This window comes from Erysipelothrix aquatica (genome assembly GCF_009828825.1).
Taxonomy (GTDB): Bacteria; Bacillota_I; Bacilli_A; order Erysipelotrichales; family Erysipelotrichaceae; genus Erysipelothrix; species Erysipelothrix aquatica_A.
The window spans coordinates 301,826-328,804 of record NZ_WTTA01000003.1 but is presented as its reverse complement, the minus strand read 5'-3'; the positions used below and the strand labels follow the sequence as shown (position 1 = coordinate 328,804).

General features: G+C 40.0%; 27 protein-coding genes and 1 tRNA gene. 26 read left to right on the top strand and 2 right to left on the bottom strand.

Annotated features, from left to right (window positions below; all coding sequences use genetic code 11):
* The first annotated feature begins 41 nt into the window (after positions 1–41).
* Positions 42–560: a DUF308 domain-containing protein gene (locus GVV22_RS07535; protein WP_159633857.1), complete on the top strand. Its 519-nt coding sequence runs from the start codon at positions 42–44 to the stop codon at positions 558–560.
* Positions 561–609: 49 nt separating this feature from the next.
* On the opposite strand, the gene GVV22_RS07530 is transcribed toward GVV22_RS07535, so the two are convergent.
* Positions 610–1,053, bottom strand: coding sequence for a GNAT family N-acetyltransferase (locus GVV22_RS07530; RefSeq protein ID WP_159649515.1), 444 nt, complete (start codon positions 1,051–1,053; stop codon positions 610–612).
* Between the two features lie 233 nt (positions 1,054–1,286).
* Between GVV22_RS07530 and GVV22_RS07525 the strand changes: the two genes are divergently transcribed.
* From GVV22_RS07525 to GVV22_RS07495, 7 genes are all read left to right on the top strand, one after another.
* On the top strand, positions 1,287–1,763 hold the full coding sequence (locus tag GVV22_RS07525) for a GNAT family N-acetyltransferase (protein ID WP_159649514.1): 477 nt from the start codon (positions 1,287–1,289) through the stop codon (positions 1,761–1,763).
* Between the two features lie 19 nt (positions 1,764–1,782).
* On the top strand, positions 1,783–2,376 hold the full coding sequence (locus GVV22_RS07520) for a YczE/YyaS/YitT family protein (protein WP_159649513.1): 594 nt from the start codon (positions 1,783–1,785) through the stop codon (positions 2,374–2,376).
* A gap of 272 nt (positions 2,377–2,648) precedes the next feature.
* A complete protein-coding gene (locus GVV22_RS07515) occupies positions 2,649–5,231 on the top strand; it encodes a calcium-translocating P-type ATPase, PMCA-type (RefSeq protein WP_159649512.1) in 2,583 nt (860 codons plus the stop codon).
* Positions 5,232–5,366: 135 nt separating this feature from the next.
* Positions 5,367–5,855 (top strand): hypothetical protein, encoded by a 489-nt coding sequence (locus GVV22_RS07510; RefSeq protein ID WP_159649511.1) that lies wholly within the window; start codon positions 5,367–5,369, stop codon positions 5,853–5,855.
* Positions 5,856–5,993 (top strand): hypothetical protein, encoded by a 138-nt coding sequence (locus GVV22_RS07505; protein ID WP_159649510.1) that lies wholly within the window; start codon positions 5,856–5,858, stop codon positions 5,991–5,993.
* 174 nt (positions 5,994–6,167) lie between these two features.
* Positions 6,168–8,009, top strand: coding sequence for a MucBP domain-containing protein (locus GVV22_RS07500; protein ID WP_159649509.1), 1,842 nt, complete (start codon positions 6,168–6,170; stop codon positions 8,007–8,009).
* Positions 8,010–8,155: 146 nt separating this feature from the next.
* Positions 8,156–8,425, top strand: coding sequence for a hypothetical protein (locus GVV22_RS07495; protein ID WP_159649508.1), 270 nt, complete (start codon positions 8,156–8,158; stop codon positions 8,423–8,425).
* A gap of 15 nt (positions 8,426–8,440) precedes the next feature.
* Here the strand turns inward: GVV22_RS07495 and GVV22_RS07490 are convergent, their stop codons facing one another.
* Complete coding sequence (locus tag GVV22_RS07490) at positions 8,441–9,193, bottom strand: alpha/beta hydrolase (protein ID WP_159649507.1); 753 nt, start codon at positions 9,191–9,193, stop codon at positions 8,441–8,443.
* A gap of 158 nt (positions 9,194–9,351) precedes the next feature.
* Here GVV22_RS07490 and GVV22_RS07485 point away from each other — a divergent pair, with 158 nt between their 5' ends.
* From GVV22_RS07485 to GVV22_RS07400, 18 genes are all read left to right on the top strand, one after another.
* Positions 9,352–10,983 carry a PucR family transcriptional regulator gene (locus GVV22_RS07485; RefSeq protein WP_159649506.1) on the top strand — a complete coding sequence of 544 codons (1,632 nt, stop codon included), beginning with the start codon at positions 9,352–9,354 and terminating at the stop codon, positions 10,981–10,983.
* 167 nt (positions 10,984–11,150) lie between these two features.
* Complete coding sequence (locus tag GVV22_RS07480) at positions 11,151–12,515, top strand: citrate transporter (protein WP_159649505.1); 1,365 nt, start codon at positions 11,151–11,153, stop codon at positions 12,513–12,515.
* Positions 12,516–12,535: 20 nt separating this feature from the next.
* Positions 12,536–13,765 carry an amidohydrolase family protein gene (locus tag GVV22_RS07475; protein ID WP_159649504.1) on the top strand — a complete coding sequence of 410 codons (1,230 nt, stop codon included), beginning with the start codon at positions 12,536–12,538 and terminating at the stop codon, positions 13,763–13,765.
* Positions 13,766–13,953: 188 nt separating this feature from the next.
* On the top strand, positions 13,954–15,708 hold the full coding sequence (gene fdrA / locus GVV22_RS07470) for an acyl-CoA synthetase FdrA (RefSeq protein ID WP_159649503.1): 1,755 nt from the start codon (positions 13,954–13,956) through the stop codon (positions 15,706–15,708).
* A gap of 11 nt (positions 15,709–15,719) precedes the next feature.
* Positions 15,720–16,982, top strand: a complete 1,263-nt coding sequence (locus tag GVV22_RS07465) for a DUF1116 domain-containing protein (protein WP_159649502.1) — start codon at positions 15,720–15,722, stop codon at positions 16,980–16,982.
* Between the two features lie 2 nt (positions 16,983–16,984).
* Positions 16,985–17,794 (top strand): DUF2877 domain-containing protein, encoded by an 810-nt coding sequence (locus tag GVV22_RS07460; RefSeq protein WP_159649501.1) that lies wholly within the window; start codon positions 16,985–16,987, stop codon positions 17,792–17,794.
* A 14-nt stretch (positions 17,795–17,808) separates the two neighbouring features.
* Positions 17,809–18,741, top strand: a complete 933-nt coding sequence (gene arcC / locus GVV22_RS07455; RefSeq protein WP_159649500.1) for a carbamate kinase — start codon at positions 17,809–17,811, stop codon at positions 18,739–18,741.
* 186 nt (positions 18,742–18,927) lie between these two features.
* Positions 18,928–19,950, top strand: a complete 1,023-nt coding sequence (locus tag GVV22_RS07450; protein WP_159649499.1) for a metal ABC transporter solute-binding protein, Zn/Mn family — start codon at positions 18,928–18,930, stop codon at positions 19,948–19,950.
* The gene (locus GVV22_RS07445) at positions 19,934–20,575 is read left to right on the top strand and encodes a metal ABC transporter ATP-binding protein (protein WP_159649498.1); all 642 of its coding nucleotides are present in this window, start codon (positions 19,934–19,936) and stop codon (positions 20,573–20,575) included. The genes GVV22_RS07450 and GVV22_RS07445 overlap by 17 nt, the downstream gene beginning before the upstream one ends.
* On the top strand, positions 20,565–21,389 hold the full coding sequence (locus GVV22_RS07440) for a metal ABC transporter permease (protein WP_159649497.1): 825 nt from the start codon (positions 20,565–20,567) through the stop codon (positions 21,387–21,389). Before GVV22_RS07445 ends, GVV22_RS07440 begins: the two co-directional genes overlap by 11 nt.
* A 76-nt stretch (positions 21,390–21,465) precedes the next feature.
* On the top strand, positions 21,466–22,473 hold the full coding sequence (gene asnA, locus GVV22_RS07435) for an aspartate--ammonia ligase (RefSeq protein WP_159649496.1): 1,008 nt from the start codon (positions 21,466–21,468) through the stop codon (positions 22,471–22,473).
* 129 nt (positions 22,474–22,602) lie between these two features.
* Positions 22,603–23,934: a murein hydrolase activator EnvC family protein gene (locus GVV22_RS07430; protein ID WP_159649495.1), complete on the top strand. Its 1,332-nt coding sequence runs from the start codon at positions 22,603–22,605 to the stop codon at positions 23,932–23,934.
* A gap of 196 nt (positions 23,935–24,130) precedes the next feature.
* The gene (locus GVV22_RS07425; protein ID WP_159649494.1) at positions 24,131–24,619 is read left to right on the top strand and encodes a DUF1307 domain-containing protein; all 489 of its coding nucleotides are present in this window, start codon (positions 24,131–24,133) and stop codon (positions 24,617–24,619) included.
* 46 nt (positions 24,620–24,665) lie between these two features.
* Complete coding sequence (locus GVV22_RS07420) at positions 24,666–25,217, top strand: hypothetical protein (protein ID WP_159649493.1); 552 nt, start codon at positions 24,666–24,668, stop codon at positions 25,215–25,217.
* Positions 25,201–25,707, top strand: a complete 507-nt coding sequence (locus GVV22_RS07415; protein WP_159649492.1) for a hypothetical protein — start codon at positions 25,201–25,203, stop codon at positions 25,705–25,707. Before GVV22_RS07420 ends, GVV22_RS07415 begins: the two co-directional genes overlap by 17 nt.
* Positions 25,708–25,725: 18 nt before the next feature.
* Positions 25,726–26,166: a hypothetical protein gene (locus GVV22_RS07410; protein ID WP_159649491.1), complete on the top strand. Its 441-nt coding sequence runs from the start codon at positions 25,726–25,728 to the stop codon at positions 26,164–26,166.
* Positions 26,167–26,313: 147 nt separating this feature from the next.
* Positions 26,314–26,389 (top strand) — tRNA-Val (locus GVV22_RS07405).
* Between the two features lie 133 nt (positions 26,390–26,522).
* Positions 26,523–26,813, top strand: coding sequence for a hypothetical protein (locus tag GVV22_RS07400; RefSeq protein ID WP_159649490.1), 291 nt, complete (start codon positions 26,523–26,525; stop codon positions 26,811–26,813).
* The last annotated feature ends 166 nt before the right edge of the window (positions 26,814–26,979 follow it).

Genomic DNA, 26,979 nt, shown 5'->3' with positions numbered 1-26,979 from the left:
TTAGGGTTTATGATAAACATATACATAAGGGGGAAAACAAAATGGAATATACAAATGAAAAAGATAACAAATTAAAGAGTGTTATTGTCGGTATTTTATATGTCATCTTTGGAATCATCGTTGTGATGAATCCAATGACAACACTTTTATCAATTTCACTAATTATTGGGTGGGGAATGCTTGCTGTTGGAGCAGTCCTAGTATTAAACGGAATTCGCTTACGTGCGTTCCCACAGATTTCAACTATGAATACAATTGAAGGAATCTTGTTATTGCTCTTAGGGGTTATGTTCTTATTTACAGACTTCATTAAGAGTACGCAAATTCTTGCATATCTCATGATGTTCTGGATTATTACAGATGCAGCATTACAATTACAGTTCGCATCAATGATCCGTACTGCATGGGCACGTTATGTTGTTATTATTGTGGATATCATTGTGATTGTTTATGCTGTTTCAATGTTATTCAATCCATCAGCAGTTGAGAGCTTCATGGTTCTCATGCTTGGATTTGGATTTATTGTTCAAGGTGTGAACCGCGCATTATCATCACTTTAGTCGATAAAGATTAAAGGAAGTACGAGAGTACTTCCTTTTTTTTGTTTGTTCATTTAAAGATTTTTTCAAATTTCAATTGTTTCTTATGCGATACATAGTCATTGTGTTGATAAAAACCATGTGCGTTGACACGGCTTTCTGACGATAGCAAACGAATGCCAAATGTCTGCTGTTCGCGGGCCCATAATTCCGCCGCATTGAGCAGTATCTTTCCAATACCTTGTCCCTGATAATTATGATTAACGGCAATTGCCATGATATTAGTCATTGCAGGACCAAGTAATGAGTCGTAACGATTCACATGAAGAAACCCGACTACTACATTTTCAAGCATTGCAACCTGTACCTTATGATTTGGATCCGTTTGTAGCATTTGGAAGGTAGACTTAAGGGTATCAAAATCATGGTCGTATCCAAGTTCAATTCGTGAGAGATTGTGAATGGCTGCAAGGTCTTCCGTGCATGCAGGCCGTACGAGTACTGTATTTTTCATTGATAATCCTCCATATTCTGTATTAAAATTGTAACTCAATTTGCAGCAAATAGCACTCCTAACAAAACTGTATCTTTTTGAAATCATTTCACGCAATACACACATAAAGCGGTTACAATTGAACTTGCAGAACAAACTTGCTAAAATGTATAAGCATTAAATACACAGTTTAATAGAGAAGCGATTTACACAGAACTCAAGTAGTTCTTTTTCAGTCATAAAAGGAGAAAAATATGATTAGACAAGCAACGAAGCAAGATGCAGAAGCCATTAAGCTTATTGTCATGCTCGGATGGGAGCAAGCGTACAGTGACCTCATTCCCCAAGATGTGCAAGAAAAATTTATGGAACGATTCTATACAATCGAAGCCATCAAAGAGCGCATTGAAACACAAGAATTTGTAGTGGCAACGCAAGATAACTATGTTGTCGGATTCGCAAACTATGATATCCGTGAGCAAGACACCCGTCTATTATCCCTTTATGTGTTACCGACCCACCAAAAAGATGGTATTGGAACACAACTTATGGATTATGTTGAAAGTGATCCGCGCGTTCAACATCGAATCCTTGTGGTAGAACTCGAAAATGGTAATTTTATTGGTGAGACGTTCTATAAACGTAAAGGCTTTGAAGAACTTGAATATTTAGCAGATGATGTCTTTGGATATCCAGTTAAAACAATCATTTTAAAGAAAACAATCAAATAACGAGAAACTAGAGGAAGTTATGAACAAATTAGTTCGGTATGGATGGCTCTGTTTAGGGGCATTTTTGTCTGGGTGTGGTATTGCGATTGCAATGAATACAGGATTGGGTGCGGATCCAATTACGGTATTCTTTGATGGTTTGTCCAAAACGTTTGGGATAACAGTTGGCATGGCTAGTAATTTTACAATGATGGGCATGGCACTGATTGCCCTTGTCCTTGATCGTAAACAAGTAGGGCTTGGGACCCTTATAACACCATTTTTTGTCCAAGCGGGTATTGATCTTACCATGCCTCATTTTCCTCAAATTCAAATGTTGCCATGGAATTATGTCATGATGTTTACGGGGTTGGCGGTATGTGCGTTTGGGATTGCGATGGCAATCTATGCAAATGTTGGACAACAAGGGACTGATGCGATGATCTTGTCGTTGAGTTATCGTCTAAATCAACCGTATCATCGGATTCGCTGGGGAACAGATTCCAGTCTCCTCGTAATTGGTGTGCTGCTCGGTGGTCAATTTAATCTTGCCACCGTGTTAGCGACTCTAAGTCTTGGAAAAATGATTAGCTTCATTTATTCTAAAGTCTTTGATCGAAACCATACAATCTAAAACGACCTTAGTGGGGTCGTTTTTTTGTGTGTGACCATGTTTAACGTTAACACGGAATTATCAATGTTTTTTCTTTGTATTCTTTGACTATACAAGGTTCATTTGATAGAATTATAGACATAAAGGGAGTAGAAGCCTGTCATACAGGTCGCGTTGTCGTCAATACGACTGATAAGTCCGGGAGCGCGTTCAATTCGAGACTTTATCCATGTATTAAGGGCGCGGATAGAGTTTTTTTTATTGCTATCCAAGTTGAAAGAAGGAGGTTGCCCATGGAAGATAAAAAACTATATACGAAATCCTTAGACGAATTGTCTAAAGAGATGGATCTCGTAAACGGTTTGACTGAACAACAAGTCATTGAATCCCGTGAAAAAAACGGTGAGAACAAACTTGTTGAGCCAAAACGTCGTTCACTTGCAATGCGTTTTATAGATCAGTTTAAAGATGTAATGATTATCATCTTACTTGTTGCTGCTGTAATCAGTGGTATTGCAGGTGAAGGTGCTGATGCAATCATTATTATCGCAATTGTTGTGCTGAATGCAATTATTGGTTTGGTACAAGAGGATAAAGCAGAAAAATCATTGAAGGCACTACAAGATATGTCGACACCCCATGCGAAAGTCATTCGCGGTGGACATGAACAAACAATTAGTTCACCAGAATTAGTGGTTGGAGACATACTCGTTCTTGATGCTGGGGACTTAGTTGCAGCTGATGTCCGGGTTATTGAGTCGAACTCACTCCAAGTGCAAGAAGCATCCCTGACTGGAGAAAGTGTTCCAGTTGAAAAAGAAGAAGATATCGTGTTGCCCGAAGATGCGGTCTTAGGAGATCGTAGAAATATGGCGTACTCCTCAGGAACTGTAACTTATGGTCGTGGTCGTGGCGTTGTGTCGGCAGTTGGGATGAATACCGAAGTTGGTAAAATTGCAACACTTCTAAATGAAACCAAAAATGATCCAACACCACTCCAACTTCAACTGAACCAATTAGGTAAAGTACTTGGTATTGGTGCAGTAATTGCATGTAGTGTTATTTTAGTGGTTGGGGTGATGAATAATCATGACCTTCTCGAAATGTTCCTTACCGCTGTTTCTTTAGCTGTTGCGGTTGTTCCTGAAAGTTTACCAGCTGTTGCGACCGTTGTCTTAGCTTTAGGTGTTAACCGATTGGTTGAACGTAATGCAATAGTTCGTAACTTGCCGTCTGTTGAAACACTAGGATCCGCAACGGTCATCTGTAGTGATAAAACAGGAACGTTGACACAAAATGTCATGACAGTGCAAGAATTCTGGACTGAAAACAGTCAAGAAGAACTTTCACGAGGATTGCTCCTTTGCAATGACTCACGTAAAATTGATGGCGACTGGGTTGGAGATCCAACTGAAACAGCACTTTCTGTTTGGGCAGAAGTTGTTGGCTTAAATGCTACGGAGTTACTTGCAAAACACACACGTTTAAACGAAGTTCCGTTTGATTCAGGACGTAAACGTATGAGTACCATTAACGATATTGACGGTGTCAAAACAGTCTTCGTTAAAGGTGGGGTTGATGAAATTTTAAGTGTTGTGAAGTACATGGAAGTTAATGGAGAAATTCTTCCAATTTCTGATGACTACATTGCACGTATTCAAGAAAATAATAAAGCAATGGGTAGCAAAGCACTCCGTGTCCTTGCACTCGCTAAAAAAGTTGTGAATGAAACAGAACTGGAAGCATCCGAAATCGAGTCTGATCTCGTATTTGTAGGGATTGTAGGGATGATTGATCCACCACGTCCAGAAGTTACAGAAGCGATTGCATTAAGTAAAAAAGCTGGAATTCGTGTTGTTATGATTACCGGAGACCATGCTACAACTGCAGAAGCAATTGGTCGCGATATTGGCTTATTAGAAGATGGTCAAATGGTTGTGACAGGTAAAGAAGTTGATGAAATGTCAGATGATGACTTATTCAATCAAGTCCAACACATTGGTGTTTATGCACGTGTTTCACCAGAACATAAGATGCGTATTATCTCAGCATGGAAACGCCATGGCGATATTGTTGCGATGACTGGAGATGGTGTTAACGATGCACCGGCATTGAAACGTGCTGACATTGGTGCTGCGATGGGTGTTGTTGGAACTGAAGTTGCGAAAAGTGCAGCGGATATGGTCTTAACTGATGATAACTTTGCGACAGTCGTTGTTGCGGTTGAAGAAGGTCGTCGTATTAAAGATAACATTATCAAATCAATTGCATACCTCCTATCCTGTAACATGGGTGAATTAATCTTACTCATGGTTGCAATCTTAATGAACTGGGATTCACCATTATTACCAATTCACTTACTATGGATTAACTTAGTCACAGATAGTCTTCCAGCATTGGCACTTGGTGTTGATGAAGCGGAAGATGATATCATGGATCGTGAACCAGACCGCAGTAACTCAATCATGTCAAATGAATTGATGTGGCGTGTTGCTTACCAAGGAATTGTCGTTGGTGGCGCTGCATTGTTTGCTTACATGTATGGTGCTGGTTTACTTTGGGAAGCTGGAAATACAGAAATGGGTCGTACTATGGCATTTATCACATTGGGATTCTCTCAATTAATTCATGCATTTAGTGTTCACTCCAAATCTAAATCAGTCTTTACATCATTTTGGAAAAATAAATACCTCATTGGGGCTGTTATCTTGAATGCAGCAATGATGTTGGGTGTTCTCTTCATACCAGCAGTTAATGATGTATTCTCATTAGGTTACTTAGATGCACACCACTGGCAAGTCGTGTTAACAATTATGTTCGCACCTCTAGCTATTGTAGAAATCATGAAATTGTTAAAATTGAACGGAAATAAATAAGTTAAAGAGCAAAGTGTCATAATTGAGACACTTTGCTCTTTTATTTAATAATTGGAGTGTTATATTCATCTTGAGTTCATATATCATAAGTTAATCATGATCCAATGGAATAACGTTACCTGGGGGGGTTATGATATGAAAAAAATAATAAGAAGTGTATTTTCGTTAATGCTTGTAATATTAATCGCAATATCGTCAATAAGCGGTGTTGCAGCTGACAATGCAATCCAAGAACAAGAGACAGTTAATGTTCGTTTCACAATACCTACAAGTATTGCGAAAAAAAAGACGAATTATACATTCTCAATTCGAGAAAAAGGTGTGCAAGATTGGATGTTCTATGGCTTGTATGAGGCAAGTGATGGTCTACAAGTAAACTTCAACGTGTCTGCGAACACAGACTATGAATATGTGCTTAACTATTTTGATAACAGAGCTTACTATAAAGTCATTGGCGATACGTTGTCTGTTGATGGTGAAACTGCTATCACGAACACGACCCGCGAAAATGGATTAGTGTCATCAGAGTATGTTGAGAACCCAAATGAATCTTACTGGAACTTGAAACTAGAAAGCCATCCAGTCATGAATAAATTTGATGCAAATAGCATGGTGATGCTTTAGGTGGACCCAGAAAATGCGACACCGTACTTAAGTGTCTATGATTACGATGGATCGTTAATGCCTATTGAACGCGGTTACCGTTATACCTTCTACAAACCATCATATAAGAATATGCCTGATGGGGTTGATTTCCGATAGGAAATAAATGCACCCGGTTACGAAGTTGCGACTGGTGCGATTCATTACAATCGAGGAAATGATGGAACCGGTACGTTTATTGACACTGTAGGCCATGAAGCTGTATTTTCTGGTCCATTCGCAACATTTAGCTTAAAACGAAGCAATGTAAGTGTTGATGTAATTGTCCCAAATTTGTTGAATGACACAGAGGTTGCAACTGCTTCGCTCAAAGATACGACAACAGTAAAATTTGAGCAAGACCGCTTCAACATTGATCTAGGTGGTCAAACAGTAGATACAGTTACAATGACGTTTGTTCTTGAGAACTATGTTCCTGTGACAATGGTCGTGAATGTCAAATCAGATGGTACCGTTACGGTTATCAACGAAAATGAGTTGTCCACTGATGTTAAGAATCTCAGCATAGTTGACAATACAATCTCATTCAATCAACTTCGACAAGGGCCAATTACAGAAAAACCTGACGGGTCCGGTGTTGTTGCTTTTGGCAACCTAAAAGAGTATTTTGGAAGTACAGGCAGTGTAATTCCTGGACAGGTTAACTCACACCAATTCCGAATTACAAATCCAAGCAATAACCGTTACCGTATCATCGGTGCAGAACTCTTTGCTAATAACGATGCAGAATTTGCAAATGGTATGTATCGGACAGAATCAAAAATCATCAAATCGTACTATGAGCACTTTAATCCAACTTACGAGATTAAAGAGGGCAGTGCAGTCGCTTCGGGTATGGCAAGCAGTTTACAATTTAACGAATATCTTGAAGGTACACCTGAAAATCGAGAAATGACCCAAGCAATCTTTAAAAACATTGGCGTCATTGAAAGTGGGTCCTATGTTGATTTTGACAATTTCGGATATGTATTGGATGGAAACATGGTTCCTAACGCGTATAAGCCAACCTTCAATTCTTTTGAGTTTGGCTTTAACCTTCAGTTAGGAATCGTAGGAATCGATGGGTATGCCTTCTATGATTCGGATCGCGATGGTTATCAAGATGAGAATGAAACGGTAATGGCAGGCGTTGAGCTTGAGTTACTCTCAAATGGCGTAGTTGTTGCATCGTCGCAAACCTTGGACAGTGGCTATTATGCATTCCCGAATGTGGATCCTGGGAGCTATCAAATTCGGGTGAAGATTCCTGAAAATTTGAATATCACAAGTAAAGTGAATGCGTTGTTAGGAAACCGTTTTAATCCTTCAGGATTGTCGGATACGGTTACTGTTGTCGATAACGAAAACTATCACTACCGGGTTGGTTTTGTTTCACCACTACCTGTCTTGAATGGAACAGTCGAAGCCAAACATGTTCTTGTAGACGAAACCGGGACAATTGTTGAAATTTTAGATGTCGAAACAATAACTGGAAAACTACGAAGTGCTTATTTATTAAGTCCAAAAACATATGATGCATATGAGTTTGTCGGTCATGAGGGAGCACCGGCAAATGGATCATTTACCGTCGACAGTCAGAGTATGACATTTATTTACCGTAAAAAGGTTGCAACACTGATTGTTACTTATGTTGATGTGAATGGTAGAACAATTGCCCCAACAACATTGGTTCACAAAATTAAGGATACTTACACGGTCTCGATTTTTGATATCAATGGCTACACCTTTAATTCGATTCAAGAGGGGTCAGCGCCTTTAAGTGGAAAATTAGGTGCTGGGAATACGGTAGTAACCTTAGTTTACGCACAAAATATAGATCCGGTTATTCCCGATGCTGTTGTTCTTGAAGTGAACTATCGTGATGAAAAAGGACATGTTATTGCGCCGCAAGTACAAACAACACATGACTTAAACAGGCCGTACGCTGTAACACCGATTGCTATTAAGGGGTATACATTTAAAGGCATTGATGTGACATCAGAACCGTTGGAAGGAACACTCATAAAACCGAAAACAGTTGTAACACTGATTTACGAAAAGAATGAAAGTGATAAAGAACTTCCGAATACAGGAGTGTCTCAATCTCATCTTGGATTTATCTTACGGATATTTTAGACTTTTGATTTACGATATTACCGACATAAATTATTTACATACTTCATATATAAAGCCTTTATAAATTAGGAAATTTTGTTCAAATCATAATTTGTAGTCTTACTGGAATTCGCATATAGTTTATATATAAAGGAATTGGTGAAAGTATGAACATGCAAAGAAGCAAACATGCCCGTCAATCTGGTTTATTAACAATTGTCTTGGTTTGGGTTGTTCTTCTGACCTATCATTACTCATCGGTATCAGCGAAAACTCCCGATCCGTATAATCAAACCTTAAACTCAGTTGAAAGAAATCAGAAGGTGGATGATGATCCCATTGAATTGGAACGTATCCTGACAATTGCAGGAATTGGTATTGCAATGGTTGGTGTTGGTCAATATCTGATATCGCATGGCAAGTATCGTATTCGTTAAAAAAACATAGCAACGCTATGTTTTTTTATAGAGATGGATAAAAGCTGTCAGCGGTTCAACAATATCTTTAAAAGCTGTGGTATCAATCTCGTGGATGCGTTGCGTGCTGTGATGGAGTTCGGCATGTGGTGCATGATCAACGATGTATTTGGATTCACGGAAGGGGACATCAGGATCGAAGATGCTGTGCCAAAGAAATGTCGGAGGCAAGTATGTTGGGTCAATCGATGGTGGTGTGGTTTGGAGTTGCTGTAACCATGTTCCTGTTTGTCGCGCGTTTACATATAGTGCATATCGCGATTCAACCGTTGATCGATATGGCGGAATCGTTTGAATCATGCGTGCTAATGATGTGGGATTTAGTGTTGGGTACTGCCTGTAATGCTTGTTGGGCTCGAGAAGCCATTGGCGATCACTAATCGTATAGCCATAGAATGAAATAATAAATTCAGGTGCAAAATAACGGTGTAATTGAAAGGCGAGAAATGCGCCTGCAGACCGTCCGAAGAAACTATAATGTGTCAGCGCGTCGGTATCGATACATAATTGAATTGTGTCCCTCAGTGATTGAATCATATCGTCCAACGTTGCTTCAGGTGCCAAAGGGTAATCAATGGCGATGATATCGTAACCGTGTTGGTGCCAATAGTCGCGAATATTTTGCGGCAAATCGTCGCGATTACCAAACATCAATCCACCACCATGGAAATAGAACAGGGTTGCATGTGCATGCGGCGCACGATAGTATGTTGTGTGATTGTGTGTCATAATCAAAAACCATCCTTATATATGGTATCATAATCCTAATTGAGATGAATGTCCTTAGCCATTTAAGGGAAAAAAATGAAAGATATTGCATGTTATGAGCAATGACAACATGTTTTTTTAGCACTAGTGTATAATTAAGACTAAGGATAGGTGATTGTATGATTTATAGAGTCAAAGATGTGCTTGATATTCCATCACTTCAAACCGCAACATTACTTTCGGGTAAAGAAGGTTTATACAATGAAGTGAGTGATGTGATTGTCATGGAAGCACACGATATTGATAACTGGCTAAAGCCAGGTCAACTTGTGTTGAGTAGTTTGTATTCATTGCAAGAAAGTACACGTCAGGAATATACTGATTTTGTGGCGGGCTTACGTAAGCATGGTGCAAGTGGCATTATCGTGAAGATGGGGCGCTTCATAGATGAAATTCCTGCGGGACTCATTGAAGGATGTTCCGATCAAAATCTTCCGTTAATTCAAATCGATGCAACGGTATCGTATCGTAATATTATCTTGGAAATCATGCAAAACTTGATAAATCAAAAAGCGGATATGCTTGATGTATACCAAAATGTCCACCATGAATTCAAAACGCTCGCAATGAAAGAACCAGAATATATCGATGTTATCAAAGTCTTAAAGAAAATAATTGGTCGTGATGTCTCGATTTATGACGAAAACAATCATTGTCTTGCATCCACAGAACTTCACCCGATTGACTTTGAAATTACCAATGCTCGCGAGCTGTTTCCTGAAAAATATATGCATTACGACTATTCGCGTGAATTGGTGATGGTGTCCGATACGTTACAGTCACGTCTAATTTGTAAAGTCCCAGGTATGGATGGCCACACAATTTTCTTAGCGATTCGTGAAGCACAAACATTTGTGGAAATGATTGACTATATGGCAATCGAAAATGCGGCAAGTACCCTTCAGTTTGAAAGTATCAAACAAGTTGCATTATCGCGGGAAAAAGAAAGTCATATTAATGACGTTGTGGACCACATCTTAAACGGTAAATACAAAAATACGGAAGAATTGAATGAGAATGCCTTAATTCTCAAGTTATCGCTTGATAAAAAATATCGGGTTGTTACGTGGCAACATTTCCAAGGAAAAGTTGCCAGTGGAAAACGTTCATTCCAAGAGCATACCGATTATATGGCATGTACGACGGGATTAATCCATGCAATCAGTTCAATATGGCCAAAGAATGCCTATCGTATCTTCTCGAATCGGATTACGTTGATTGTCGAGGATAACTTTACGACGGATCAGTCGTTCAAAGATTATGTTCAAGAAACACTCAAGCCAATCTACGAAAATCATAACAAAGGGGATTTAGTATTACGTGTCGGGATTAGTGATCAAGGGCAACTGAGTGATATTCCTAAACTTGCAGCACAACCGTTGCGCGTCGTTCAGCTATCAAACATGATTAAGCAAGATGCCTTTGTGATGCTTTATAAAGATCTTGGAATTTATCGTATTCTGTTGGAACTATCAAAAGAAAATGACCTAAACGATTATATTTCCGATAAGATTCGCATGCTTCAAGAATATGACCCTGAGTATTTTGAAACAGTTCGGGTGTTCTTAGATTCAAATCAAAACTATAAACAAACATCAGACATACTCTTTGTTCACCCGAAAACAGTGCGCTATCGGATTGAAAAAATCAAAGAATTAACCAACCTCGATTTTGATAATCCCGATGAAATGTTGCAAGTAATGATTGGGATTCGCATCTCACAACTCTTAGGCAATTACAATAAAGACTGAACTGTTCATGATCGAACAGTTTTTTCACATTATCCATAATGGACAAAAAAGAGATTTTTTTTATCTTAATACGGAAAAGCAATAGACTAGAACCTAGGATAGAATAAAAATACAGAACAAACACTATGTCTCTGTAGCGTTATGAACTCATAACAAAGGAGGAATTTATGAGACTCAAAGGGAGAAAGTTATGGATGTCTTTAACTCTTGTCTTTGCATTAACTTTAATTTCGATGCAAAGTGTGCTCGCACTTGAAATTAGTGAAATCGGTGCACCTACAGGAATTCAAGCATTTCTAGTATTAATACCACTTATTTTGGTATTGGTGCTACTATTTTTAAAAGTTGATATGGTACTTGCAGGTGCAATATCAGCAGGGGTAGCGATGCTAATCGGTGGAATCACAATTGCCCAAGTAAATAAAGAAGTATTGTCAGCTATTCCCACAATGATGACAATTACAGTTCCGATTATTAACTCTGCTGTAGCGATGGCTGTCTTTACCGCTGGAAGTTATACATCATCATTGGAACTTGTAAACCGTGCTACAAAAGGGAAAGTGGAATATGTTTCCGCATTCTTAGTGATTCTAGTTGCTGCTGCAACCTATATGTCAGGTATTGGTGGTGGTAGTGCTATGGTTATTGCGCCACTTGCTTTCGCAGCTGTTGGTGCAGTCCCAGAACTTATTGCTGCTATGTCCATTGCCGCTGCAGTGTCGTTTACGACATCACCGGCATCGCTTGAATCAAGTATTACATCACAATTAGGTGGTTTTGAAGTTTCGACATATGTTAGCACCATGATGCCATACTGGTTACTTTTCTTAGGCTTGGCAATTGTCTTAGCATTCTGGGGTGCGAAACGTCGTAAACTTGGTTTCCGTAAATCAGAAGATGAAACGTATGCAAAAATGACAAACGGTCAACTTTTCAAAAATACGATTCCTGCAATCTATTTACTCTTTGCAGTAATCTTTGGACCGCTTGTTGATAAAGCAACCGGTTTCCCACTATTCTCACCCATAATGTATATGCTCGTAACCGTCATCTTAATCTTTGTATGTACGGATACAGGAATCAATAAAGCATTTAGCTCAATGATTGATGGTTCGAATTATATTCTGACACGTCTTTTCCAAGTTGGTATCTTCTTAGGATTTATTAATGTTATTGCAAGTACAGGTACGTTTGCAGTTATCGCTAACGTTGCATCAGCAGCGCCTGCTGCATTGGTAGTTCCGGTTGCAGTGCTCACAGGTATTCTCATTGGTATTCCGGCCGGAGCGTATGTTGGATCCATTCTAACCTTAGTTCTACCAGTTGGTGTAGCGTTAGGATTCTCCCCACTGGCACTTGGTTTTGTAACGATGGGTGTTGGAATGGGAAGTCAAATGAGTTTTGTTAACATAACGATGCAAGCCTTGTCATCAGGATTCCAAATTCCGATTCTTGATGTCGTTAAAGGAAACGTTAAATGGGTATCAATTGCTGCAGGGATACTCATGGTTATTTCATTTATTGCCGTTTAATTTAGAGGAGGACAAGAAACATGGATTTAATTTTTAAACAAGTTCGTATTGATCAAGATGGTGCATTGAAAGATGTTGCTGTTGAGAGTGGTAAAATTGTTGCAATTGAAGACACCATTGATGCTTCCGCAACACGTGTGATTGATGGTAAAGGGCGCGTGCTCGTTCCAGGATTTGTTGAAAGTCACATTCACTTAGATAAAGCATTGATTGCAAACCGCAAACCCAATCTTTCCGGTACATTAAAAGAAGCAATCGAAGTGACAGCATCCCTCAAACCAACATTTTCTGCAGAGGATATTTATACACGTGCCAAAACTGCGCTTCAAGAGTTAATCATTCCCAATGGTGTAACGTTTATGCGTACGCATGCAGAATTCGACCCATCCCAAGGATTTACAGGATTCGACGTAATCATGAAACTCAAAGAAGAATTTAAAGATTATATTGATATTCAAGTGGTTGCATTCCCACAAGAAGGTATTTTTAAAGCACCAGGAACAGAGGCCATGATGGTTGAAGCAATGGAACGTGGTGCAGATGTTGTCGGTGCAGTTCCTTACAACGATCGTGATGCAAAAGAGCATATCGACTATGTCTTTGAGCTTGCGAAACGATTTGACAAACCACTCGACTTACACCAAGACTTTGCGGATGATGCTGATAAAATTTCAATTGAATACCTTGCAAAGAAAACAATTGAACATGGCTACCAAGGGAAAGTATCTGTGGGTCACTTAACAGCGATCGCGGCTTTACCTCCCGAAGAACTGCAACCAATTCTTGAATTAATGGCTGAAGCAGGGATTAGTGTCATGGCACTTCCAGCAACTGATTTACACTTAGGTGCCCGTAACGATACCTACAATGTCCGTCGTACTGTGACACCAATGCGTAAACTACGCGATGCGGGTGTCAATGTATGTATCGCTACCAACAATATTCGAAACGCCTTTACCCCTTATGGAACTGGCGATATTGTCCAAACAGCAATGTTAGCAATTCCAGTTGCTCACTTAGGTGGGGCTGCAGATTTACCAACCGTCTTACCCATGATCACAACAAACCCTGCGAAAGCATTGGGTCTTGATGGATACGGTATTGCAGTGGGTAATAATGCGGATATGGTCCTACTTGATACAACGTCATATGGCGATGCAATTATTGATTTACCGATTAAATCAGTGGTTGTAAAATCAGGTCGTGTCACCGTTGAAACTGAAAAAACTGTTAAATTTGGTCTTCAATAATATCATACAAAAAGACGTTTTAGATTTCCGAATCTGAACGTCTTTTTGCATCTTAAGATATCCATATTTTCTAAAAAAATCGTCGATTTCGGATAAGAATTGCCTTTTTGTTTATCTAGATTGGATAATGACTCATTTACCTTGACCGATTAAGATTAAAGTACATAAAGCAGGAAAGGACATGTGCTATGTTAAAAACAATTATTAAAAAGAATGCATATAAAGATTCAGTTGTACTTATGTTGTTGACGAATGAAATTGCCGCACTTGAGGGCGTCAATCGTGTATCAATCATGATGGCCACAGCTGCCAATAAAGATATCTTCGACCAAGCTGATCTCTTAACTGAAGATGTTGCGAACGCCGCAGCAGATGATATCGCAATTGTAATGGACGTTAATGAAGCAGAAACTGTGGATGTTGTTATGGAGGCAATTGAAGCATTTCTCAACAAAAGTGATAAAGAAGATGGCGCAACGCAAACGAGGGTTGTTCGTAACTGGGACAATGCACTCCAAGCGTTACCAGATGCAAATCTAGCCGTATTCTCGATTCCAGGGATTTATGCTGCCGACGAAGCGGATACAGCATTAGACAAAGGTCTTAATGTATTTTTGTTTAGTGACAACGTTTCGCTCGAAGATGAAGTGCAATTAAAAGAAAAAGCACACCAATTGGATCTTCTTGTTATGGGTCCCGATTGTGGAACGGGAATTATTGCAGGTGTTCCGATTGCCTTTACAAATAAAGTGCAACAAGGAACTATCGGCGTTGTTGGTGCCTCTGGAACAGGTATTCAAGAAGTAACAACACTTATTGACAAAGCGGGTGAAGGTATTTCAAGTGCTCTTGGAACCGGGGGTCGTGACCTTAATGAAGCCGTTCAGGGTATTACAATGCTCGATAGCATTCACCACCTTCAAGCTCAAGCTGATACAAAGGTAATTATGGTAGTATCCAAACCACCTTCAAAAGTCGTTCAAGAAAAAATTGAAAACTACTTACGCACGTTAGACAAACCGGTTGTAACGCTATTCTTAGGGGCGAAACCAACGCATCATGAAAGCAATATTTATCATGCGTATACCTTGGAAGAAGCTGCGAAAGCAGCAGTCGCTTTGTCTGAGGGAAAAAATCCCCGTGACTTGGATATGAACCGTCCGGCGGTAGCACCGATTGCAAGCTTAGAAGGCTCAGTCATTAAAGGCTACTACTCTGGAGGAACGTTAGCCTCGGAAGCAGCAATGCTAATTGAAGAAGCGCTCGAATTACCGAAAGGTGGTAAAAAACCACACGGGTTTATGTTGAACCATGATGGCTTTGAAGTCATCGACTTAGGGGATGATGAATATACCCAAGGGCGTCCGCATCCAATGATTGACCCAAGCAAACGTATTGAATTAATGAAAGAAGCTGCTAAAGATCTCCGAACAGGTGTTGTGTTGTTTGATGTGGTTCTAGGTTATGGATCTCATGCCGACATGGCGGGTTCTCTCGCACCAACTATTCTTGAATTAATGCAAGAAGCACGTCAAGCGAACCGCGATTTACAGTTTGTTGCAACAATTTGTGGCACGAACCGTGATCCTCAAGACCTTGCTGCCCAAACTCAAATTCTTCAAGATATCGGTGTCTTTGTCGCAGAAAGTAATGCTCATGCAGTCTTGACATCATTACAATATCTAGGTTTTAACGTTCAATACGCACAATTACCAGTCGAAGATAATGCAATTACCGAAAAGATTGAATTGCCTTATTCAGAAGCAATCACCGATCTTATTTCAGCATCACCTAAAATCATTAATGTTGGACTGAAAAGCTTCGCAGATAATCTCGAAGATGCTGGCGCAACAACCATTCAGTTTGATTGGAGACCGTTGGCTGGTGGTAATCCAAAAATGATAAAAGCACTAAAATTCTTAAATTCATATCACTTTAATTAAGGAGGCCTCACATGACATTTAAAACAATTGAAGATGCAAACCAGGCAGTTATCGATCGTATTAAAGCAGGAAGTCCTGTCTTAGTCGATGTTGTACCTGCTAAATCAGTAATTAATGAATTAAACGGAAAAGTACTCTTGCATGCGGGTCCGCCAATTGAGTGGGCAAACATGCCTGACCCAATGCAAGGATCTTGTGTTGGTGCAGTACTCTTTGAGAAATGGGCTGCGACAGAAGCCGAAGCGCGTGAACTTTTATCTACAGGGCGGATTGCTTTTATTCCATGTCACCATGTGAATGCCGTCGGTCCAATGGGGGGGATCACTTCCGCAAATATGCCAGTGCTTGTTGTTGAAGACCGCAAACATGAAACAACAGCATACTGCCAAATGAATGAAGGAATTGGTGCAGTCTTACGTTTTGGAGCCTATTCTGAAGAAGTTATCACACGTCTTGAATGGATGCGTGATGTTCTGGGACCAGTTCTTGGGAAAGCGATTCGTGCGATGGAAGATGGTCTCAGTGTAAACCCAATGGTTGCACGTGCGATTGCAATGGGGGATGAATTCCATCAACGTAATATTGCAGCATCCTTAATTTTCCTAAAAGAAGTGACACCAATTATCGCAACACTCGATATTACGGAAACAGAACGGGCTCAGGTTCTTAAATTCTTAGCTGACACCGATCAATTCTTCTTAAATATTATGATGGCATCCGCGAAAGCTGTTATGGACGGTGCCCGTCAGATTAAAGAAGGCACGATTGTTACCGCAATGTGCCGTAATGGCGAAAACTTTGGGATTCGTATTGCGGGAATGGGTGACGAATGGTTCACTGCTCCTGTAAATACACCCCAAGGTCTTTACTTCACTGGATATTCTGGAGATGATGCAAGTCCCGATATGGGAGATAGTGCCATCACCGAAACATTTGGTGTCGGTGGGATGGCGATGATTGCAGCCCCTGCAGTTACCCGTTTCGTTGGAACTGGTGGCTTTGATGATGCCCTTCGTATTTCCAATGAAATGGATGAGATTGTCATAGATCATAATCCTAACTTTATTATTCCAACTTGGAATTTCAAGGGAACACACTTAGGTATTGATGCTCGTAAAGTCGTTGCCACCGGTATTACACCGGTAATTAATACAGGAATTGCGAACAAGAAAGCAGGCCTTGGCCAAATTGGAGCGGGAACAGTACACCCACCAATCGAATGCTTTGAAAAAGCAATTGCTGCATATGCACAAAAATTAGGAATGGAAGGATAGTTATGATTCGCTTAAAGGCACAGTCAGTATCACAATCCGTGGATACTTGGTTAACACCAATACCACTCAAAATAACGGTACACAGTGTTTTTAAGCATGGTCTTAACCTTCTTGTGAATGAACGCTTAATCTTTATCAGCGAGGCATCCATGCCTCATGGCATCACGCTCATGAAAGGGTCGATGTCAAAACTTGCAACGGTAGATCTTCAAACGGTGGTCCTTTATACCCATAACAGTCTTCACTTTCGAAACATGCTTACACCGATCGTGATTGACTTGCAAGATGTACCAATAGAAACTTACAATCCACAACCGCTTGTACCGGCGCGTGCCACGCTAATACAGCGGTACCATCAAATCGTGCATTACCCATCAATGACCGGATTTGACCAAACAATATACGATACATTACATATACCCAAACTCCAATCGATATCTCCAGAATCTTTTGCTGATGTTATTGCATGGCTCCTTGGTAGAGGGCGTGGTCTAACACCAACTGGAGACGATATTCTCTTAGGTCTATCTATCGTCCTACATACTTTCAATAATCCGTATCGTTACGCTTTTGATGCAGCCTTAACATGCCAATTAAGTCCCTCTGCAACAACTGCGGTCTCGTTTGAATATTTAAGCCATGCGTCAGAAGATATGTTCAGTCATAGTCTCCTTAACTTTTTAACAATCATGAACGATGGTGATGACGCTGCGTTTCAACGCGCCCTTCTTAATCTCGAACATTACGGTCATACATCCGGCATTGATACACTTACAGGCATTGCAATTGGACTTGCAATGCTCTTATTTTAGAAGAGGTATTTATTGTGAAACAAAAAATAGTTATAGCATTAGGGGGGAATGCCCTCGGGGATAACCCTCAAGAACAAAAAAATGCAGTTGCAGTTGCAGCGCAAAGTATTGTTGATTTAATCGCTGGTGGTGATGAAGTCATGGTGGTTCACGGGAATGGACCACAAGTAGGGATGATTCATCTTGCGTTTGATGAAGCCCATCATGCCAATAATGCCGTCCCAGAAATGCCGTTTCCTGAAGCTGCGGCAATGTCACAAGGGTATATCGGATTCCATCTACAAAACGCGATTGCTAATGAATTACGACGTCGAGATATTAAGAAAGATGTTGCTACTGTATTAACACAAGTGGTTGTTGATGCGGATGATCAAGCCTTTACAAATCCAACCAAACCAATCGGGCCATTCTATACAGAAGCCCAAGCAGCGTCACTAGCGGCTGAAAATGGATACACATATGTCGAAGACTCGGGACGGGGTTATCGCCGTGTCGTACCATCACCGCAACCCGTGACAGTTGTTGAGCGTGGTGCTATCAATGCTTTGATGGATGCAGGAACGCTTGTTATTTCGAACGGTGGAGGGGGTATCCCTGTCCTTGATCAAAATCACCAATTTATGGGTGTTGATGCTGTTATTGATAAAGACAACGCTGCGGCTAAGGTTGCAGATGAGATTGATGCAGACGTTCTTGTTATTTTAACAGGGGTTGATCAAGTTGCTATTAATTTCGGGACGCCTGAACAAAAATGGTTAGAAACATTAAGTATAACTGAAGCGAATCAATATATTGGCGAAGGTCATTTTGCTCCCGGCTCAATGTTGCCCAAAGTCGAGGCATCTGTTCGCTTTGCAGCATCAAAACCATCCCGCAAAGCAATTATTACATCTTTAGAAAATGCCCATCTTGCCGTTTCTGAAGGAAAAGGAACCATTATTCAATAGATTTACTACGAAGCAACCACACATCGTGGTTGTTTTTTTTATGGATAGCACACACTTGTTGCAAAAGTTTCGCAACAAGTGTTGACAAATCAATAGAAAATTTGCAATACTGTTGTTGCGAAACTTTTGCAACTATCTAAAGTGTTGATAAGAAAGAGCTCATCTTATCGACCTAAAGGAGTCACTATGAAACGATTACTAGCCCTTCTTGCCACAACATCCCTTATGTTGCTCGCAGGTTGTCAGGCCCAACAAAAACCTGACATCACCGTAACATCATTTATTGGATATGACATTGCCCATGCAATCGTCGGCGATAAAATGGTGGTTGAAAATATCATGCCATGGGGTTCGGAAATGCATAACTTTGAACCGTCAGCACGTAATATTACTGCCATTAAAGATTCAAAACTCTTTATCTTTGTAGGAGAAGATCAAGAGCCATGGGTTAAAACACTTGGGACACAAGACCACGCCCTAGACTTATCCAAGTCCTATGAATTAACAGCCCATAACCACGCGCATTCTGAGAAGCATGAAGACACTGAACATCAACATGATGAAGAAGCACATACGCATGAGGAGGAAACAAAGACCCATGAAACTACAGACCATGACCATTCACACGAAGGAGACCATTCACATGAGGGTCATGACCATGATCATGGAAGTCTCCATTATTGGACCGATCCCACTACATATGTCCAACTTATCGAAAGTGTGAAAAAAGAAATTATTAAAGTTGATCCGACGAATGCGACTTATTATGAAACCCAAGCATCAGCATACAGTACGCGTATTACGACAATGCATACAGATTTTGACCAATACATGCAAAGCCAAGACCATCCGACCGTTTATTTCTCGGGACACAATGCGATGGATGCCTTTGCGGATCGTTACCATTTAAAGATTGTGTCACTGACACAGGATTACCGTCCGAATGCAGACTTAACGGCACAACAAATTCTGACGCTCAAAACATCCTTGAAAGATGCTCAAGCAACGACACTGTTTATTGAGGAATTGGTTGAACCCCGTGTTGCGAAATCAATTCAAGATTCATTACGTCAAGATAACATTGAAATTGAAATAAAAGAATTGCATGGTTACCACAACATTAGCCACGATCAATTTAAAGCAAATGTTACGTATGCGGATTTGATGCACCAAAATATTGAGAATTTAAAACATGCCATCAATCATTGATGTTCAAAACGTGTCGTTTGGCTATGGGAAAACATGGGTCCTTGATGACGTAACTTTTACGATTGAAAAAGGATCTTATGTTTATATTGTCGGTGACAATGGTACAGGAAAATCAACGTTGGTGAAACTGTTTATGGGACTGTTAGACGTTACGCGCGGAAATATTAACCGAAAATCCAGTGCCCTTTCGTATGTTCCCCAACTCAACACAGAAACTAAAATACCACTGAGTGTTCACGATGTCATCGCTTTAGGTTTAAAACCGACATCTTGGTTTCTGAATAAACAGGATAAGCAGCGAATTATTGATGTCGCCAATCAGTTTGGGATAGGTCACTTATTACACCGTAAATTTGGGGATTTGTCAGGCGGACAGAAACAACGTGTTTATCTTTCACGCGCCATGATTTCCAATCCTGAAATTTTGATTCTTGATGAACCCTTGTCTGGATTGGACCAATCGTCACGAGATCAACTCGAAACGATCATTGATGGATTACATCGATCTGGTACAACGATTCTTAACGTGACTCACCACTTGACAGAAAATCCACCGTCACATCGAAAAGTTTTAAGTGTCGGTGAAGGCCAATGTGTCTTTAGAAAGGATACCTATGTTTCATGATCCCTTTTTAGTCAATGCAATGATTGTGGGACTATTATTAGGAATTAGTGCAGCCCTGATGTCCCCATTTCTTGTCTTCAACAATAAATCAATGATTGCGGATGGACTGTCGCATGTTTCCTTTACAGCAATTATTTTGGGTTACCTGTTTTCCAATCAACCCCTGTTATTTTCAATTCCGTGCGTCATGCTTGTCTCATTTCTATTAACGCTTCTTATTGAAAAAACAGAAATTGAAGCCGATGCTTCCATTGCAGCAGTATCAGCCTTAGGGTTGGCGATTGGTTTGATTATTGCGACGGTAATGCCTGGGTTTAACCGCTCGATTGAATCACTTTTGGTGGGGAGTATTCTGACTGCAAGTGCTGACGACCTAATTGTTAGTGGTGTCATTGTGATGGCGACGGTTAGTGTTATTTATACATATTATTGGCCACTGATTGCGACAGTATTCGACGCAACTTATGCAAAATCCCAAGGCATTCATACGTTTCGAATGAATGCCTTGGTGAATGCCATGATGGCGGTATTTATTGTTGTTGGAATTCGAATCGTAGGGACACTGCTTATTTCCTCACTCGTAGTTTTCCCCGCACTCATTGCATCGAGACTTGCACATGACGCTAAACGAACACTTACCGTAAGTGTACTGGTCTCAATCATTGCTATAATTACAGGTATGATTGTATCTTTTAGAATCGGGTGGCCAACAGGTCCCACCATTATTGTTGTCTTCGCACTACTATTCTTAATCGCAATGCTCTACAGTAAATATAAGGATTATAATACAGGAGCTAACCCCCCTTTGATCTAAAATTTAGCCCTTCAAAGAGGCTTAATTTGAGAAGATAAATATGATATAGTTAGAGAAACACATTTTGAGGTGAATTATGAAAAAAACGAAAGTCCCACTTGGGTATCAATCAACATTAGGTATATATGAAACACAAACAGCGATTGGATTTATCAAGCGTTGGTTCGAAGAAGCGTTAACGGGTTCATTAAAATTAAAGCGTGTATCAGCACCCTTATTTGTTGCGAATAATTCTGGGTTGAATGACGATTTGAGTGGCGTTGAACGTGCCGTTCGTTTTGATATTCCAGCAATCTCAGGAACTGAAGGAGAGGTCGTTCACTCGTTAGCGAAATGGAAACGCAAAGCATTGCATGACTATGATTTCCATGAAGGAAATGGCTTGTATACGGATATGAATGCAATTCGTCGTGATGAAGTCCTTGATAATTTACATTCAATTTATGTCGATCAGTGGGACTGGGAACGTGTTATTAACAGCTCCCAACGTACCGAGGCTTATTTGCGAGAAACGGTTCAAGGTTTGGTGAATGCAATCGTCGAAACATCAAGTCGAATTCGAACCAAGTTTCCAGATATTGATGTGATTATTTCACCTGAGGTGACATTCATTACGAGTCAAGAGCTTGAAGACCTTTATCCTGATTTGAGTTCAAAGGAACGTGAAAATGCATTTGTTAAAGACCACCCTACAACCTTCATTATGCAAATTGGCGGTAAATTAAAGAGTGGTCAACCGCATGATATGCGTGCTCCAGATTATGATGATTGGAGTATGAATGGCGACTTGATGTTCTGGCATGAGCCACTCCAAATGGCCATGGAATTATCAAGTATGGGAATCCGAGTTGATCGCGATGCAATGTTGAAACAACTCGAACTTGCCAATGCAATGCATCGTTTAGATTTTGATTTTCATAAAGGTGTTGTGGACGGAACATTACCACTCACAATCGGTGGTGGATTGGGTCAATCAAGAATGTGTATGTTACTTCTTGGGAAAGCTCATATCGGTGAAGTGCAAGTATCTTTATGGGATGATGAAACATACGAAACCTGCAAAGGAAATATCGAATTACTCTAACCACAAAACACGATGGCATTGCGCATCGTGTTTTTCTATATTCTGAAATATGGGAATGTTGTAAATGCGAAAGTTTCTCATTTACATTTCACGTTGGTTTGTTATAAAGATACGGAAGGGAGTCAGACTATGACCAAACGAATCCGTTATCTCGTAATGATGGTATTATTTATTGGGATGTTTTCTACAAGAGGTAATCCCATAGATGTCAAAGCGGAAGGAGCCTACACATCCTACTGCGAAGCAAACAGTGATGATGCAAAATGCCAAGATTTCGCATCCTTAAAAAATACCAAAGCAAGCCTTGCTGATATCACCGCAAAAATTGATGATTATGCGATGTCTCTAAATGAATACCATTTACTCGTTAGGGACCTTAACAAAAATATTGAACAAACGGCTACTGAAATATCAAACTTAGAAGGTAAAATTACATCACTTCAAGCAAATATTGCACAGCAAGAACAAGAAATAGCGAATAAGAAACAAGACATGCAGCACTATATGCGTGCGAGCCATGCAACGATGCGCATCAATGGCTATATTGATTTTATCGTGAATGCCAAGGATTTTTCAGATATATTTCGCCGGGTCGAAGCCGTCAAAGTCATTCGCAAATCAAACGAAAATACGATTAATGAATATCGCGAACTGGTGACGCAATTAAATAACGATAAAACAGAAATTGAGCAAACGGCTGCATCGTTAAAAATAACACAAGACACGTACAACAAAGAACTCAGTGATGCAATCAATGTTCAAGACAATATCAACGCCATTATGAGTGTGCTCCAACAAGAGAAAGCACATCTTATGATTGAAGAAGAAATGGCCATCCAGAAAGTTGCAATTGCAGAGTCAAACTTCTCAGCAATCGCTCCCCCAAGTAATCCAGGAAGCTTAGGCTATCCGTTAGCATCTAATTATTGGGTATCAGCGGGAACCTGGTCCTATCCATGGGGCGGCACACATTTAGGCGTTGATCTAGCACCCACAAATGGAACAGTCGGAATGCCGTTGCTTGCGCCGCAAAATGGAATGGTGGTAGCGTATCAAGGCGGATGTCCGACGTGGGGAGGATATGGCAGTGGTTGTAATGGTGGCTACGGTAATTATATGAATTTAATCGTGACAGATGGGACAACGGTTTATGGCATTCTCTACGCTCATCTTCATCAAAATGGTGCCGTTGCATCAGTGGGGGATGTCGTCACCATGGGACAAACTGTCGCAATCCTTGGGTCGTCTGGAAGTTCGACAGGACCTCATGTACATGCTGAAGTTTACAATCTCGGCACGGGAACGGTTCAGTCTGCGTATCAGCAATGGAACGGTAGTAACACATTTGGAACACAAAGTGCATCAAGTGGTGGTATCAACGCAATTTGTGACGTTAAGGGGCCGCCTTGTCGGGAAAACCCTGCAACAATTTGGGACTACCAGTATGGATATCGCTATTAATAACGAAACACATATTTGCATATCTCAAGCACGAACATTCCCCTGATACTTGTGAGAAACTATTGAACTTATACAAAATTTGCAATTATTCAAACAATGTTAACGCAATGTTAACATTGTTTGTTTGTAATGAAGACGATAGTCTCAAATACCAGAGACATGTTCTATAAAGTATAGTTATACGGGGGAATACAGTATGAAAAAATTATTAGTAGTATTAGCGATGGGGATGCTCTTGATTACAGGATGTACATCCACAGGGAAAGAAACAGTATATGAGTGCAAAGGTGCTGATATGCTTGGACTCCCAGCAAAAGTTACACAAACAATCACGACCAAGGGTGATAAAGTCAGTACACAAAAAATTGTGACTGTTTTAGATATTAAGGCTCTTTCTGATATTGCAGGTTTATCAGCTGAAGAAACAAGCAAATTAATGCTTGATCAAGTTAAAGCTGTTCATAAAGACCTTGAAAAAATTGCAGGGCTTGAAGTAGCTATTGAAACGACAGATACATCCTTAACCGAAATCAATATTATTGACTATGCTAAGACTGATTTAAAAAAACTTCAAGAACTTCAACTCATTGAAGGGCAAGGCGATAAGGAAGCTAAGTTTGTAAGTTGGGAAGCAACCCAAAAGACGCTTGAATCAAACGGCTTTACATGCTCAGAAGGCAAATAAAATAAAGGCTTACGAAAGTAAGCTTTTTTTCTAGGAGGAGACACGAATGAAAAAATGTATTATCTTTGCAACGTTAGCACTCGTATTGTTGAGTGGTTGTACGAAAGAACCAGAAGTAAAACCTCAAGAGGTTGCAACGCAACAGGCTGCGGTACCAGAAGAGAAAATTGAACCCGTCGAAATTACAGAAAACTATGTTTGTAAGATCGAAGTGCCTGTAGATGATATCCAAAGCCAAGTTACAACTGAATATGAAGTTAAGGGCGGTTTTGTAACGAAACAAAAGACCACATTATCAATGGATGTTTCACCATTTCAAGGGGATTCAGACATCCCTGTAGAAGATGTGATTGCTGGAATGAATTTGGAAGAGTTTTATGATGATAATGAGTACCCAGGAATCACAACTACAGCTTTCTTTGAAGGGACGATTTTTACATACGTGATGTCACTTGATTTTGAAATTGCGAGCGTAGATGATTTAGTGAAGATTGGACTGTTTAATGAAGGTGCTACTGATTTCGATCGAAAACAATCTTGGATTGCGACACTCATGTCCGTAAAACAAGAAGGAGCGACTTGTGAAGCGGTTCAGTAAAAATTATAAAATATTCGCAATTGTTAATCTATTTACGATTTTAATATTTTTACTTATCAATGCAATCCTCGAGAATCGTGGTGTAGCTTTACGAAGCACCTATGCGAAACTCCACATAGGATTTATGTTTTTTCCATTAGTGATACTCATCGGATGGACCATTTTCAGTTTGGTTAATACAAGCCAAAAACTTCCCAAAATGATCCGTTTGTTGATTAAGGGAGTGAGTGTATTCGTTGTTATTGGATTTATGAGTGCATTTAGTTTATATTGTCTCTATTCCATTGAGGATCCAGAAACAATTGACGGCGATCTCTATGTTACAGATTATTATTCAATGTATGATCGAACTCGAGTTCCACGCTTTTATACCAAAGTTATCAATACGTATCTTAAAGAAAAGGATTATTCCTATTACTATTGGCCTGAACAACAAGAACCTGTCGAGCGGGGTCAAGAACCTCTGCAATCACGGCAAAGCAAGCACTAAGTTGCACAGAAGGATACCATGAAAACGTTATACGATACAATCAAAGAGAATCTAGAATTGCATGCATCCAAATCTAAAAGCCATTTCGATGAATTGCATGGATATTGGGATACATATCCCCAGTATCGTGTTATTAAGCGGGAGCTTTGCATTAATTACATCGATGAAGCGGGGAAGTATGTCAAGGACGCCATTGTAACTCGACCACACGATTTCCCGGAGAATAGGAACTTTGATAATTTAGTAACACTTGTATGGCTAACGGGACTCAAAGACATACCGAAACAACTTGATGATATTCGCGTTGAACCGCTTATTCATAATATGCCGAATATTGTGAATGAATTATGCAGTAACAAGATTCGTGTACTATCTGGAGAGTTGCGGTTGACGGATGATATGATCGACCAAATGTATATGGAGATTGCATCTGCATTTGATATTGATACGAGCAAGTAACATGGTTTTACATGTTCTCATGCAGTGGAAAGCTTGTAAATGGGAGAGCTTGCTCGCTTGATTTTAAGACCCAATAAAACTTTCTCTAAATAGTTGCAAATTATCATTGAGTTCGTAATTGGGCTATGGTATCATATGAGAGCAAATGGACCATTAGCTCAGTTGGGAGAGCGCATCCTTGACGTGGATGAGGTCAGCGGTTCGAGCCCGTTATGGTCCACCAATGTATCTTAGACAGAACGCCTGGTAGTGGAATATCCACTATTTCAGGCGTTTTTTTCGTTTTCCTGAAAGGTTAGTCGAACTACTAACCAAAGTTCGACTATACAAGTACAAACGTTTAGAGAGGAGCGCTAATGCGAGCATATAACAAAAACCAATATGATGTTTATGAAACTAACATCGCAGAGTTCCTAAACGATCTATGTGAGTATCACAATATTTCATATAGAGCACTCGCAAATGGAAATGATGCGATTAGAAAGCAAATTTCGTTATTTGTTAAAAAGAAGAAGCGAAACATCTTACTCCGAGACTTGACGGAAATTGCAGCATTAATTGAATATGATGTTCTTGATATCTTGGCCTATGACCATGCAAAAGACTATGAGTCAATGGTTAAGGGTTATAAGCATCAGGCAACATGAAATGAAAATAGGGGAAAAGAAAAGAGCCTCTCGGCTCTCTGAACTTCACAAGGTTCAATTTTTACAATCTTATAAGGAATTGGCGTTCCGAATAAGACTCACACCCCAATCGGTGCTTTCTTAGAAATACACCCAAAATAGGTGTTTTAAACACGCACTCTTTAGT